This window comes from Paenibacillus sp. FSL R7-0048, assembly GCF_038004505.1.
Lineage (GTDB): Bacteria > Bacillota > Bacilli > Paenibacillales > Paenibacillaceae > Paenibacillus_AQ > Paenibacillus_AQ odorifer.
Genome location: NZ_JBBORF010000001.1, coordinates 4,724,879 through 4,738,927 on the forward strand (window position 1 = coordinate 4,724,879; position 14,049 = coordinate 4,738,927).

12 protein-coding genes are annotated in these 14,049 nt (G+C 45.2%); 4 read left to right on the plus strand and 8 right to left on the minus strand.

The features are described from left to right. Positions 1–45 precede the first annotated feature (45 nt). Both NSQ91_RS21100 and NSQ91_RS21105 read right to left on the minus strand, forming a co-directional pair. Positions 46–1,794 carry an ABC transporter substrate-binding protein gene (locus tag NSQ91_RS21100; protein ID WP_036685737.1) on the minus strand — a complete coding sequence of 583 codons (1,749 nt, stop codon included), beginning with the start codon at positions 1,792–1,794 and terminating at the stop codon, positions 46–48. A gap of 234 nt (positions 1,795–2,028) precedes the next feature. After that, positions 2,029–2,931, minus strand: a complete 903-nt coding sequence (locus tag NSQ91_RS21105) for an ArsR/SmtB family transcription factor (protein WP_076278772.1) — start codon at positions 2,929–2,931, stop codon at positions 2,029–2,031. Between the two features lie 1,437 nt (positions 2,932–4,368). Between NSQ91_RS21105 and NSQ91_RS21110 the strand changes: the two genes are divergently transcribed. Continuing rightward, a complete protein-coding gene (locus NSQ91_RS21110) occupies positions 4,369–4,662 on the plus strand; it encodes a GNAT family N-acetyltransferase (RefSeq protein WP_036685732.1) in 294 nt (97 codons plus the stop codon). Between the two features lie 81 nt (positions 4,663–4,743). Beyond that, positions 4,744–5,589, plus strand: coding sequence for a GNAT family N-acetyltransferase (locus tag NSQ91_RS21115; protein WP_076304051.1), 846 nt, complete (start codon positions 4,744–4,746; stop codon positions 5,587–5,589). A 94-nt stretch (positions 5,590–5,683) separates the two neighbouring features. On the opposite strand, the gene NSQ91_RS21120 is transcribed toward NSQ91_RS21115, so the two are convergent. The 4 genes from NSQ91_RS21120 to NSQ91_RS21135 all read right to left on the minus strand — a co-directional run bounded on the left by NSQ91_RS21120 (position 5,684) and on the right by NSQ91_RS21135 (position 8,357). Then, positions 5,684–6,451 (minus strand): hypothetical protein, encoded by a 768-nt coding sequence (locus NSQ91_RS21120; protein WP_076304050.1) that lies wholly within the window; start codon positions 6,449–6,451, stop codon positions 5,684–5,686. Position 6,452: 1 nt separating this feature from the next. Beyond that, positions 6,453–6,905, minus strand: coding sequence for a flavodoxin (locus tag NSQ91_RS21125; protein WP_076127609.1), 453 nt, complete (start codon positions 6,903–6,905; stop codon positions 6,453–6,455). Positions 6,906–7,075: 170 nt separating this feature from the next. Next, complete coding sequence (locus NSQ91_RS21130; RefSeq protein WP_076304049.1) at positions 7,076–7,441, minus strand: VOC family protein; 366 nt, start codon at positions 7,439–7,441, stop codon at positions 7,076–7,078. A gap of 85 nt (positions 7,442–7,526) precedes the next feature. Then, positions 7,527–8,357, minus strand: a complete 831-nt coding sequence (locus tag NSQ91_RS21135) for an AraC family transcriptional regulator (RefSeq protein WP_076304048.1) — start codon at positions 8,355–8,357, stop codon at positions 7,527–7,529. Positions 8,358–8,588: 231 nt separating this feature from the next. Between NSQ91_RS21135 and NSQ91_RS21140 the strand changes: the two genes are divergently transcribed. Next, entirely contained in the window at positions 8,589–9,452 is an 864-nt protein-coding gene (locus tag NSQ91_RS21140) for a class I SAM-dependent methyltransferase (RefSeq protein WP_036685718.1), read from the plus strand. Positions 9,453–9,455: 3 nt separating this feature from the next. Beyond that, on the plus strand, positions 9,456–10,202 hold the full coding sequence (locus NSQ91_RS21145; protein ID WP_076219226.1) for an RluA family pseudouridine synthase: 747 nt from the start codon (positions 9,456–9,458) through the stop codon (positions 10,200–10,202). 644 nt (positions 10,203–10,846) lie between these two features. Here the strand turns inward: NSQ91_RS21145 and NSQ91_RS21150 are convergent. After that, a complete protein-coding gene (locus NSQ91_RS21150; RefSeq protein WP_076127601.1) occupies positions 10,847–11,278 on the minus strand; it encodes a MarR family winged helix-turn-helix transcriptional regulator in 432 nt (143 codons plus the stop codon). Positions 11,279–11,470: 192 nt separating this feature from the next. Beyond that, entirely contained in the window at positions 11,471–13,912 is a 2,442-nt protein-coding gene (gene gyrA, locus NSQ91_RS21155; protein WP_076127599.1) for a DNA gyrase subunit A, read from the minus strand. Positions 13,913–14,049 lie beyond the last annotated feature (137 nt).

Here is a 14,049-nt window from a genome sequence, read left to right on the forward strand (position 1 = left end):
GTCCCCTGCCCTTGAATCCAGTCAGGGCAGGGGACACTGGTTTATTTATTTCAGGCTCCAAGTTGGCAGACTGCCAGCAAGACCGATGAACGGGCTGACCGATAGATTCTCAATACGTCCGTTATAGGCGTATACTGTCTTTTTATAACTTGTAAAAATAATAGGCAGTTCATCATTGAAAAGCTGATACAGCTCTTTATATACCGCTTTGCGCGCTTCAATATCAGTAGTGGCCAAGGCTTTGTTGTACAGCTCCAGGAATTTCGGATTGTCATAATCCGTGATTTCTCCATCGAAGAATTGCATGAACCCGTCAGACGGATCAGTCAACATGCTTGTGGAGAAGGATACGAGATCGTAGTCCCCACCTTCTACTTTCGATACCAGTGAGTTAAAGTCTGCGAAAACCTCAGGCTGGAATTCGATACCCAGCGCTTCAAAATTCTCTTTAGCTACAGCGATGAAAATATCTGTGTTTTTACTCTTCGAACCGAGGTAATGGATGGACAGCGGTTTGCCATCTTTTTCACGGATACCCCCCGCGCCTACCGTCCAGCCAGCTTCATCGAGTAATTGTTTTGCTTTTTCCGGATCATATTTGTAAGGATTAATACCTTCCTCAGTGTAAGACCAGGAAATCGGCGATGCCGGGATGTTGGCAATAGACCCTGCACCTTGTGCTGCATCCACATAAATACTCTGACGATCCAAACCGTACACAATAGCTTGACGTACAAGCTTATCCTTGAGCTGCTCATGCTTCAGGTTAACTTGCAAGTAACCATAGGTGCTTGGAGTGTAAGGAATTATATTCACAAAACCGAGTGCTTTCAGTTTCTCGATATTCTCGTCTGTCGCACTAAAGGAAGCGTAGTCCACTTCACCAGTTTCTACGAACTGCCATACGTCGCCTTCCGTAGTTTTGTAGATGAAATGCTCCGTCTTTGGTTTACCTTTGAAATAATTCTCATTCGCTACAAAACGCACTTCTTGACCTGGAATAAATTTCTCCAGCTTGTAAGGTCCATCGCCAAGTGGCTTCTCATGCAGCTTTTTAATGTATTCAAGATTTCCAATTTTATAGTCCTTGCCATAGTAAGCTTTCGACAGTACATTCGAGCCGAGCTGTACCAGCGCCGTTGCGTTTGGTTGCTCAAGGGTTGCTGAGATCGTCTGTGGATCAATTACTTTAATGCCCTCAACTGTAGGGGATGTACCTTCCTTATAGGCTTTGCCGCCTTTAACATTTAGCGATGGAAGCTGGGAGCTACCGTCATACGATTTGTCGTATTGGATCGTCCATGTAAATGCCACATCATCCGCTGTTAACGGTGAACCGTCGCTGAATTTCAAATCTTTTCTCAAGTGGAAAGTGTATGTAAGCTGATCATCCGAAACATCCCAGCTCTCCGCAAGCTCCGGCGTTGGAACGCCTTTGTCATCAACAGTTACGAGAGAAGCGTATAGCAGTGAAGAGACATTGCCATCATAACCACTTTGTTGAAAATAAGGAGTGAACGCTCCGCTTGGGTCCGTAAGCCCGACGATAATGGTATCTGTACGTTTCTGGGCCACCGCTGGAAGTTTGGATAAATCCGTGGCAGTAAAAGGTTCGCTTAGAGCACCCGCAGGAACAATCTCTGGTGCAGTGGTTGCTTCCACATTGGTTGAATTGGAGCCTGCAGCCGCATTGTTTGCGGATGAGGATTCGTTATTACTGTTGTTAGCGCAAGCAGAAAGTAACAGTGACCCCGTAAGCAGTAATGAAGTGATTACAATCGCATTTTTTCTCATGTACCTATCTCCCTTTTCTCTCTGAATAGAATAATGACTATAATTCCTACCCGTTAAGTATGAATAACATCTGATGTTCATTATAGAAAGGTTTTCTAGTTCTGTAAAGAGAGAACTTCAAAAAAATTCTCCATAAACAGAATTAGGCGATAATTAAAACAAATAAAAAAAGCCAAAACCCTCTCTGCATAAGAGAAGTCCTGGCTTTCAGGCGGTTATATTTTTTAAAAATCATTATTTCAAATACTCGAATAGCTGCTCATTCATCCGATGAATGCCTTCAAGACGCAGACTGTATCCGGTGACATTCTCCCCTTCAATATAGGCATGAAGTAAACCTGCACAACGAAGATTAAAAATATGATCATGCACAATCCCCTTCGAGATCCCCGCATGCTTAACAATTTCGGTAAACGTCTTACGGCCACCACTAAGGGCTTGGAGGATTTTTAGCCGGCTTTTTTCACTCAGACTACGGATCGCTCTGTACATAAAAGGGGAGATTTCCTCATTCTCCATCGATATCCACGCCGCATAATGGCAGATCGTTAATTCACCGTAGCAATAGATAATATTAGCAGGCTGAAAATGATACTGTGGAATCAGTACGAGCTTCTTAAGCCCATCCGTAGGCATGAAGTAAAATCCGTTGGTCGTCTTGTTCACGAAATCCGCAGTGTCCAGTCCATTAAGCTCCATGTTCTTGGCATCCGCATGCTGCTGCAGTTTGCTCAAAATCGCAGGATTGCATTGGCTAAAGTACTGGCGGTTCCACTCGGAGAGTAAAAATACTACGCGGTTACGGTAATCCTCCATATGGCTTGGAAATACCTTTACATATTTTGATAAGGTCTCATATAACTCGCCAACCGATAACCCTTCAATCCAGTTCAACACACTGTCTACTTCATCTTTAAATGGACAACAGTAAATGAGCAGATTCAACATTTTCCACTCATTGTTTAGTTCGGTTTCTTTCAGACGGGATAACAGCTCTTCACTGAGCGTGCTTTCAATTTCATTAGCCCACGCTACCCCTAAATCAATCTTCTTATAGGATTTTTTGCAGAGATAAGTATGTAAGCTGTTCAACAATTCATAAATCGATCCAAATTCAACCTCAACCTTGTATTCCACAATGATTCCTCCTGCTAGCGGTTCTTTTCAGTAGTGAGATATTCTCTTAATCTTATTGTATTATCCTGAGAATACGCAAGCTACTCTATAAACGGGAGTGCATAAAAATTCATTAGCTGCTATTTCAGTACCGAATTCTCTGCATTGCACGCTGGTTTAGCTGTCATTTCCGCGAGCGTGGGTGCTATCGGACACAACTGAGCTTGTGCTAATGGCGTCTGCTCGATCCGCAGGCTTCAGCGGGAGATCAGGACTCTGCGCTATCGGACTCAGTTGACCTTGTGCTAATAGCGTCTGCTCGATCCGCAGGCTTCAGCGGGAGATCAGAACTCTGCACTATCGGACACAGTTGACCTTATTCGCAGTATTATCCCCTTTTTTGTGTGCTATCGGACTCCATAGGCGCTATTGACACTATAAATGCCTATTTCGTGCCTATTCCAAAGGAATAGCTGCACTGGGGTCCGAAACTTTGCTCAAAAGGCTAAATATGTGCAAATAGCGTCTGCTGGGTCCGAGAGGTTCTACGGAGGTTTAGGATTTTGTTCCATCGGTCAGTTGACCTTGTGCAAATAACGTCTATTGGGACCGTAAGCTTCTGCGGCGGATTAGGATCCTACGCTATCGGACACAGTTGACCTTATTCGCAGTATTATCCCCTTTTTTGTGTGCTATCGGACTCCATAGGCGCTATTGACACTATAAATGCCTATTTCGTGCCTATTCCAAAGGAATAGCTGCACTGGGGTCCGAAACTTTGCTCAAAAGGCTAAATATGTGCAAATAGCGTCTGCTGGGTCCGTAAACATCAGTGGGGAAATCAGGACTCTGGTCCATAAGCATCAGCGGGGGATTAGGACTCTGGACCGTAAGCTTCTGCGACGGATTGGGATCCTACGATATTGGACACCTATCGGACACAGTTGACCTTATTCGCAGTATTATCCTCTTTTTTACGTGCGATCGGACTCCATGGGCGCTATTGACACTATAAATGCCTATTTCGCGCCTATTCCAAAGGAATAGCTGCACTGGGGTCCGAAACTTTGCTCAAATGACTAAAAATGTGCAAATAGCGTCAATTGGGTCCGTTAGATTCCGCAGAGGATTAGGACAAGCGAGAGTTCGGAGTTCGGGGTTCCGGGGGTTCCATCGTTCCCAGCGTTCCCATCATTCCAGACTTCCAGACTTCCAGACTTCCAGCATTCCACCGTTCCCAGCTTACCAAAACAAATACTTGAGGTTAGTTAACTCTCACTTGCTCATATTCTGCTATAGCCAAGTTGCCCACATGAACAAAAATGCAGCACTGCGATTCACAGGTAACAAGGAAAACAACATTCAACCCGAAGAACAATCAATCTGGTTCGCTCCTCGCTTTTTGCAATTCATGGTAGTAAAATATAGGCAATAACTAATTAGGAGTGAAGCCATAAGATGCAAATTCAAAATGAAAACGGACGTTTTTTTGTTGCTAATGACGGTAAGGACCTTGCCGAAATCACATACAGTTTGGATAAAGAAACCGGGGAATTGGTCATTGACCACACCCGTGTCTCCGAAGAACTGCGCGGGCAAGGTACTGGACAAGAGCTTGTACGTGCTGTTGTGGACAAGGCTCGGAATGAGAATTTAAAAATTGTACCCGTGTGCTCCTATGCTGCGCATCAATTCGAGAAGCACCCGGAGTACAAAGACGTGCTGAGCGGGAATACTGGCGGGAGAGCTTAAACCTGCTCCCGTTTCCGCGAAGCTTTTTTAGTAACTATGCGAACTTATAATAGTTCAAATACACTTTAGGGGGAAACGGGTTTGACGACTACCGACACTTTTAAGAATATTGAGGAATTACAACAACGCTGTGAGCAATATGAAGGAATCTCATTAAAACTGAATTGGGATATGCTCCGCCAGCCATCAAGCGCAGGTGATACGGAATGGCTCGTGACTTATGAGGACGAATTACTGGTCGGTTTCTTGGGACTCTATGGTTTTGGAAGCGATATGGAGGTCTGTGGCATGGTTCGGCCAGGCTACCGTCGACGCGGAATCTTCACCTCTCTGTGGAACCGAGCACAAACCATAATCAAGCGCAATAAAGTCTCTACTCTTCTTCTAAATGCACCCGCCGCTTCTTCATCTGGAACTGCTTTCCTGCAAACCTTGCCTCTGCAGTTCAATCACGCTGAATATCAAATGAAATGGGATGGCAATTCCATGGTGTCATCTGATGTCAGCTCAGCAACAGGGACTGTCGTCTTACGGCCAGCTCGTGAAGAAGAGGCACACATTCTGGTCGAACTGGATTGTGGAGGTTTTGATATGAAGACAGAAGATGCTGCAGAGCAGTATGAGTTGCACAAACAGGAAGGTATGCAAGAGAATATTATGATCGAGATGGACGGCAGGCCTGTTGGGAAGATGCGAGTGTGGACTGAAGATAATGAATCCTGGATCTATGGATTTACAGTCGACAAAAAGCTACGTGGGCTTGGCATTGGCCGCAGCGCCCTTCTTCAGACCATCGAACGAGAGCGCAAAAATTATAATGGTGTAAATCTGGAGGTCGCACTGGATAATCCCAATGCACTTAAGCTGTATGAGAGCTGCGGCTTTGTCATTCAGAATAAACAGGATTATTACCGATATATCGGCTAATCCCCAGACCTACTCTTGAGATTTTAATAAAGCAGTCACAATAAGACCTCCTTACTTGCTGGTGTTCTAACCTGCAGATAAGGAGGTCTATTTATTATAGTAAATAATTCGCTTCGCCTCTCTCATTTCTACGATCGCTGCAGCTTAAGGAACCGTCAGCTAACACTTCCCGCTCAAGAAATACGGATAACAGACGCACATAATCCAGTGACTCCATAATCGAGATTGCCTCTCCATCAAAGCAGTATTTACGTCCATCCAGCAGCGAGAAAACTTCCACGGTCTCCGCTGGCTCACCATAAGCATGATGGCAAAAAACATTGGCCATATGCATAAATCCAGTGATGATATCCTCATTGCCATTAACCATAAATTTCTGAATGTTCACGCTTCGGCCACTTTTTGAAGAGTTCCAAGCCAGCTGCGTAATCATCGATAACTCCAATTTCAGCGCTGGAACTGGGACATGCCACTGTTCATATAACATCACTGGAATCTCCTGTAGATGATTGCTTGAAACGATACGCATAAGCTCATCAGCTACACTCGTTTTGATATCCCAATATTGCAAAAGGGAGGGAAAAGCATCTCCCCTAGGAGGCCACCGGCGCTCTAACAGAAATTGTATAGGTGTCTCTCTTCGCACTTCCGGCAACAGACTATAGAAGTCATTAAGTGTATGCCCCACAGCATATTGAACCTGCTGGCGCCAGCGTGGGAGCCCCGTCGCTGGAGCTCCGCTAGCTAAATTCTCAGTCCCGCCCAGCATAATATGCTCCATGCGATAATCGTGCAGCCGTTTATACGGAGGGCTATGTACATCCCTTGGTTTGTTAAACCAACTTCCCACTGGCCCACCCATCTTAGGTTACCGCCATACAGGCTTCGATGAATTGACGTCCGAATTGACGGCAGGCTTCTTTTTCGGCAGCATTAGGGCCATACTCAATCTTTAGGCTATCTTGCAAAATGACTGCTCCACGCTCCTTTAGCTTCTCCTCGATAACATCCACTGCCCCACAATAAATGGCGTAGCCTGTATCTCCACTACCAAAAACTGCTGACTTCATAGCAGTCAAATCAAGTTCATCCATCTCCTCATAGAAATCAAGAGATTCATCCGGCAACTCTCCGTCTCCCCAAGTGTATGCCCCTAGCAGAACGCCTTCATATGATTTTATCTCAATCGCATTACATTCAGTGACTGACTTCAAAACAGCCTCACCGCCTGCTTGGCGTATTCCTTCTACAATCAATTCAGCCATTTCCTCAGTGTTGCCAGTTAAACTAGCATATGCCACAAGCACTTTAGCCATAAACTCCTGTTCCTCCCCTACTAACACCTTAAATTTAAATCATATACGCTTCACCTCATTCTATTTGATAATGATTATCATTGTCAATAAATAAAGTTAAAAAAACGCAAACTCCCCGTTATTACACACGGTTGAGGTTTGCGCTCCGTCTCATTTTTCTTAAAAGATGCTTAATAAGCACCTTCCAGCAAGGTTATGTGATTCCCATCAGGATCACGAAAATTCATTTCTTTACCGCCATATTCCATCGTAACAGGTGGCTGACAATCCAGTCCCTTAGCTTTCAACTGCTCGTATGTCTCATCCAGATTATCACAGCCGAATACTAAATTAACAAAACCTGTCGTAAGATTTTCCCACTTTGCAGCATCCCAAATAATAATTCCCGGCTGTTTCTTGCCAAAGCCAAGCTTTGCCCCGTCGAAATTACCGTAACCTTCGAAAGGCATAGGAATTCCTAGTACCTCCGTATAAAATTTAGCTGACACCGCAGTATCTTTAGTGTAAATGTTAGTCCCTTCAAAAGTCGAAATCATAACTTGTCCCCTCTCATTCTCATAATATGTCTCATTTCTTACTTGGGTTTAGTCTAACAAGGTTGACACGCTTTGTATTGCAAAATTACGACATTCTTCGGTCTGCATAGACCAAGGCTTCAAGTGGGGTTCTTCCTGCATATTTTTTGAAATTATTGATAAAATGGGACTGGTGACTGTAACCATACGCGAAAATAAGATCCTGCATATTCTTTGTCTGCCCAGGTAAATGACACATCTCACGCCATACATTCTGAAACCGCACGAGATCTGCTGTTTTTTTGGGCGATACACCTATATATTCTTGAAAAAGCCGTTCAAGTTGTCGTCTGCTTAAATTAGAACTGGTCTCCAAATCCTCTGCGGTCACAATCCCTTTTTGTTTAACCATAGTATAGACTGCGTTCATCATCCGATCGTTAGTCCGCCCTCTACGCTCTAGACGACGAAGCAGATAGGCTTCAGCGGCTGCAATCCTTTCGTCCATCGAGTTTACTTTCTCCAATAGATGACCAAGCTCTTTTTTAAAAGTGCCAAAATATTGTTCTACATCGACATGTGCATTCAAGACATTCCGCAGATGATCATCTGCAAAAAAATGAACCGCCCAGAAATGAAATCGGATACCAAAGGTTGAACTCCCCCCTGGCTTTCTGTCTGAAGAGACTTCAAATGGAGTGTCATTAATGCCGGAGAAAAAAGTGTTTGTATTGCCTGATTCTCTATCCAAATCCCAAATAATATCCATACAGGTGTCCGGAATTATTGTCTCCGTCTCAGGTTGTTGTATAGACTCCACATCTACAGAACCCCAAAAACAGCGAATAAACGGCTGCAAGGCATGGCTGGGCAGAAACTCACTAGTGTGGTTGGGTTTTGCAGTTATAGGGAAATACAGCGGTGAGAGATTGAACATAGCTTTAGTTCTCCGATCGTAAATAGGGTAAGAACTCTACTATCTGATCATACACAATCAAGTCATGAAGCACCAGTTGAATAGCCGCATAAGCATGGGAATATTATACACTTCATTAGCATTGGACAAAATAATTGGTGAAGCTGGCTGAGGTGTAATTTGTTTGTAGCAATCAGGTGAAATGTTGTACAATAAAGGCTAAATGAATTTTTTTGAAGGATGGATTAAATCATGTATATAGCGAGCGATTGGAAAGACTATGAAGTAATTGATACAGGCGGTGGAGAGAAGCTCGAACGCTGGGGCGATATTATCTTGCGTCGTCCTGATCCACAGATTATTTGGCCTCTAAATAATGAGACCGCTAAATGGCGTGATGTGCACGGACATTATCACCGTTCCTCCGCTGGTGGCGGACAATGGGAAATGAAAAAAACCATTCCGGACGATTGGAAGATTAGCTATGGTAAATTAAAATTCCACTTACGTCCTACAAACTTCAAGCATACAGGACTATTCCCGGAACAAGCAGCCAACTGGAGCTGGATGATGGACAAGATTGCAGCGGCTAACCGTCCAATTTCAGTGCTGAATCTTTTTGCTTACACAGGTGGAGCTACTGTGGCAGCGGCGAGTGCCGGTGCGTCTGTCGTTCACGTGGATGCAGCCAAAGGTATGGTGCAGTGGGCGAAAGAAAACGTTCAGCTGTCTGGTCTTGGAGAACGTCCAGTCCGCTTTATCACGGATGATGTATTCAAGTTCGTACAACGTGAACAACGCCGCGGCAGCAAATATGATGCGATTATTATGGACCCTCCTTCTTACGGAAGAGGACCTGGTGGAGAAATGTGGAAGCTTGAATCAAGCTTGTATCCTTTCCTTGAGAGCTGTATGGAGATTATGAGCGACAACCCTTTGTTCATGCTCATTAATTCCTACACCACAGGAATTTCTCCAACTGTACTGCGCAACATGTTGTCTATGACCATGGGCAAACGTTATGGCGGAAAACTTACCTCCGGCGAAATCGGTCTTCCGATCACCTCCTCCGGCATGAATCTGCCATGTGGTATCCTGGGTCGCTGGGAGGCGTAAGCCATGACACAGCATAGTTCCGGCAACAATGAGGCTGTAAGCGGCGGATCGCAACGCTTTGAAGTGTTGTACGAAGACAACCATCTTCTGGGGATTGTAAAACCCGTGAATATTCCTGTTCAGGAGGATGCAACAGGCGATCCTGACCTGCTGAACCTGCTGAAAGAAGATGTGAAGGAACGTTTCAACAAACCCGGCAACGTCTATATAGGTCTGGTCCACCGTTTGGATCGACCGGTTGGGGGCGCAATGATTTTTGCCAAGACTTCCAAAGCGGCTTCAAGACTATCCGAGAGTGTCCGTACTCACGGCTTTCATAAGGTGTATTTAACAGTCGTGCATGGTAAACCGCCAGCCACTCGTGGCCGTCTTACAGATACGCTGCTTAAAGACGCAAAGAGTAACACCGTCACCGTGGTTCGAAAAGGAACTCCCGGCGGCAAGGAAGCAATTCTGGATTACACAGTGCTTGACAGTGCAGAAGGATACAGCCTGCTTAAGATTGATTTACTTACAGGGCGTTCCCACCAAATTCGGGTGCAGCTGAGTTCGATCGGCTGTCCATTATACGGTGATCAGAAGTACGGGGCTTCAGTGAACAGACCGGGGCAACAAATTGCGTTATGGTCAGCACTTGTAGGATTCCCTCACCCTGTTACTAAAGAAGAAGTGGAACTCATCTCTCTGCCCCCACAAACCCATCCTTGGGATCTGTGGCCGCGTGAAACACTACAAGAAGGGCTGTCCTAAAACAGCCCTTTCTAGGCAATGAAACAAACCCTGTTATTTAAAACAAGGCAGTGATTCTCCGGTTAGTGGAGAATCACTGCCTTGTTTTTGTTTCTGCGTCTGCTACTTGAACAGACTATGGGAAGAGGGGCCACGCTGGAGTGTTCTTCCTAGCTCCGCAGGATATGCTTAGTCCGATTTTTCCAGCCGGGCATTGAATATCCCTTTGAGATTAAACATCCTTTCGAGATTAAACATCCTTTCCACCTTCCAGCCTGAACTTAGCTAACGGTCCACCGCTCTGTTTAGCGATGGATCAGCAGTGGTACAGTAGTGGTACAGTAGTGGTACAGTAGTGGATCCTAGTTGGAATCTGAAATGAAAGTAAGATAACTGCACTCTATACACTTATTCCGAATAAAAAAACAGTAGGTCGGATTTTAAGTGTACTCTTTACAACTAAAAATCAGGGAAACTGTAAAAAGAGAAGTAAATCAAAAAAATAGTTGTATAAAATACAGTTATATTACATCAATCGAGTAAATAGCAAACAATAGCTGTACAAAATACAACTAAATACATCTAGATGCCTCTAATTGCTCTAAAACACTCTAAAAGCTTCTACATACTCTAAATGCACTAGTGATACAGCCAAGCTATTTGCTTCAAGGTGTAGAACCCTCCGGTGTAGTTGTAACAACCATTTTGCCCATTAAGTAGAGCAGTAACTGTTGGTTATGAGAGGAGATCGGATCAAGCGCTTCCGCAAAAAAGTCACTGCGGATCTTTAGACCCCGTGCAGTTTCTTCCATTCCAGTCTCCGTTATGCTCACCCATACAATCCGCCGGTCCGAAGCATCTCTTTCCCGCACAATAAGCTCATGCTTCTCCATCCGATCAAGTAACATCGTAACCGCTGCAGGACTGGTCGCCAAATGTGGAGCCAGATCAGAAGGCTTCATGGCGTCGCGTTCCTGAAGCAGTTCAAGTACAGTAAGTTGGGCATCCGTCAGCGTTGGAGCAAGATTACTGTCCATATGTAATTTATAATCTTTTAAAATCTTATGCCAAATTTTACTGAATTCAGAAGCATGCACACTTATTCCTTCCTTTCCTCGCGGTTCTATCCGGTATATCTACATTTTCGCGAAACAACTTCCATTTCCTGCAAACGAAGAAAAAATAAATCTGCCGGACCTTCAGCATAAAAAAATAAAAAACGACGCTTAGTCAACCCTCCAAAAGAGCGGACTAAACGCCGTTATAAAATCACTTGTTAATCGCTAGTTTTAATGAACTGATGGGAAAAGATTTATGATCTCATCCTTTTTCTCCACAGCTACAATCTGTTTGCCTGTAGAACGACGCTCGCCCAGCGGCGCTGATTCAGAGGAGAACGTATGGTGGGCATTCTCACGGGTAACAGCGTTCAGTTCCAACGGCTCCTTGCAATAGAAAGCCCCTGCTAACCTGCTGCCATTTGGACGTATTCGTTTGCCTTCCTTGAATTCGAAGGTTGGCATTCCTTTGCCACCACGGCTTTGTGATGGATAATCCACAAGTAATGAACGTTTCGCATAACCAATATCAGAAATAGCAAGGATTTCGCCTTCATCTTCGCTGACCCAGAAGCAGGAAATCACCTCGTCGCCCTCGCGCAGCTGAATTCCTCTTACACCGGATGCAACGCGACCCATAGGGTTAACCTCATTCTCATGGAATCGGATACTCATTCCCTCACGGGTGACCAGCACAATGTCCTTGTCATTCGTACTAGAAGCCACTGTAATGATCTCATCACCCTCGGCTACCTTACAGGCCGCTACAGCTCCAGAACGGCTTGTAGAGTATTCCTTGAGCTCTGTACGCTTCACCTGACCCCGGCGGGTGACAAACACAAGGCTCTGCTGCGGATCATCTAGATTATTAACCGGAATCACACTAACGATTCCATCTCCTTTAGACAATCCAATAACATTCACAATCGCTGTACCAGGCTCTTTCCATTTAAACTCCGGAATCTGGTGCACAGGAAGCAAGAAGTATTGCCCCTTGCGGGTAAATACCAGCAGACTGTCACGGGTATTTACATCCAGCAGCCTGACGATATGATCGCCTTCTTTGACGCCTGAGGTATGACGCTCCCCACCAGAACGGGTGAAGGAAAGCATACTAGTCCGCTTAATATAACCATCTGCTGAAAGAGCAACGAGCACATCCTCCGCATTGACCAGCGCTTCAAGGCTAACCTTGAGCTCCTCGACTTCGCCTTGGATCAGAGAACGGCGATCAATGCCGTATTTGTCGCGAATCTCCAGCAGTTCCTTACGAATTACAGCAACTAGCTTTTTGTCGCTATCCAAAATGCCGCGCAGATGTGTAATCTTTGCCATCATTTCATCTAACTCTTTCTGGAGTGAAGTGATCTCCAGATTGGTCAGACGATACAATTGCAAAGTAAGAATCGAATCGGCTTGGCGTTCACTGAAGCCGAACATCCATACGAGATTGTTCTGAGCATCCTGACGATTTTTCGACGCTTTGATCGCAGCGATAACCTCATCCAGAATGTTTAGTGCTTTAACTAAGCCCTCTAAGACATGAGCACGGTCTTCAGCGCGTTCCAGATCGAACTGGGTGCGATGAGTCACAACTTCACGCTGATGCGCGATATAAGCTTCCAGGATGGCTTTTAGACCAAGCTGCTGAGGTGCTTTGTTAACAATAGCAACCATATTGAAGTTATAGGTGATTTGAAGATCGGTTTTTTTGAGCAGATACGCCAACACGCCTTGAGCATCAGCCTCTTTTTTGAGTTCGACTACAATCCGCAGTCCCTCACGGCCGCTCTCATCACGAACCTCGGCAATGCCATCGATCTTTTTCTCCAGCCGAATATTCTCCATGGAAGTAACCAACCGTGATTTTACAATCTGGAATGGAACTTCCGTGATCACGATTTGCTGCTTGCCGCCCCGCATATTCTCAATCTCTGTTTTGGAGCGCAGGTAAATACGGCCTTTACCTGTGCGGTAAGCATCCATGATGCCGTCTCCGCCCATGATTGTGCCGCCTGTAGGGAAATCCGGACCTTTCATGAAGGTCATAATTTCTTCCAGCTCAATATTTGGTTTCTGCATCACTGCGATACAAGCGTCAATTACTTCACGCAGATTATGTGGCGGAATTTCAGTGGCAAAACCAGCAGAAATCCCACTCGTGCCATTTACGAGCAGATTCGGATACCGGGAAGGAACCACAACAGGTTCTTTGGCGGTATTGTCAAAGTTATCTTTAAACAAGACCGTCCGCTTCTCGATATCACGCATCATCTCCATTGCAATGGGAGACAGCCGTGCTTCTGTATAACGCATTGCCGCTGCTGGGTCATCGTCCATAGAGCCCCAGTTACCGTGACCGTCAACTAGCACATGCCCCATCTTCCAAGGCTGTGCCATACGTACCATACCATCGTAAATAGAGGAGTCACCATGTGGATGGTAATTACCCATTACATCTCCGACAGTTTTGGCTGACTTGCGGTATGGCTTGTCAGGGGTGTTGCCGGAGTCGTACATCGCATAAAGAATCCGGCGCTGCACGGGTTTAAGTCCATCACGGACATCGGGGATTGCCCGGTCCTGAATAATATATTTGGAATACCGACCAAAGCGGTCACCGACGACCTCTTCCAGAAATGCCGGCAAAAATTGTTCTGATAAACTACTCACTTTGCTCACCTTCTGTTCCTCAAACTGCCCGTTTTAAAATAGTGTGGTGATTCTCAGGTACTTCAGAGCTTTTTGGAATTCCGGGCATTATCGCTCCTACAGTTCCAAAATTCCCCTAGGTCCCATAAATCACCAAG

What these genes read in the sequence shown, in the direction of transcription:
- NSQ91_RS21100 (WP_036685737.1), bottom strand. Translation starts at nt 1,794, where the DNA reads ATGAGAAAAAATGCGATTGTAATCACTTCATTACTGCTTACGGGGTCA.
- NSQ91_RS21110 (WP_036685732.1), top strand. Translation starts at nt 4,369, where the DNA reads ATGCAAATTCAAAATGAAAACGGACGTTTTTTTGTTGCTAATGACGGT.
- NSQ91_RS21120 (WP_076304050.1), bottom strand. Translation starts at nt 6,451, where the DNA reads ATGGGTGGGCCAGTGGGAAGTTGGTTTAACAAACCAAGGGATGTACAT.
- NSQ91_RS21125 (WP_076127609.1), bottom strand. Translation starts at nt 6,905, where the DNA reads ATGGCTAAAGTGCTTGTGGCATATGCTAGTTTAACTGGCAACACTGAG.
- NSQ91_RS21130 (WP_076304049.1), bottom strand. Translation starts at nt 7,441, where the DNA reads ATGATTTCGACTTTTGAAGGGACTAACATTTACACTAAAGATACTGCG.
- NSQ91_RS21135 (WP_076304048.1), bottom strand. Translation starts at nt 8,357, where the DNA reads ATGTTCAATCTCTCACCGCTGTATTTCCCTATAACTGCAAAACCCAAC.
- NSQ91_RS21140 (WP_036685718.1), top strand. Translation starts at nt 8,589, where the DNA reads ATGTATATAGCGAGCGATTGGAAAGACTATGAAGTAATTGATACAGGC.
- NSQ91_RS21145 (WP_076219226.1), top strand. Translation starts at nt 9,456, where the DNA reads ATGACACAGCATAGTTCCGGCAACAATGAGGCTGTAAGCGGCGGATCG.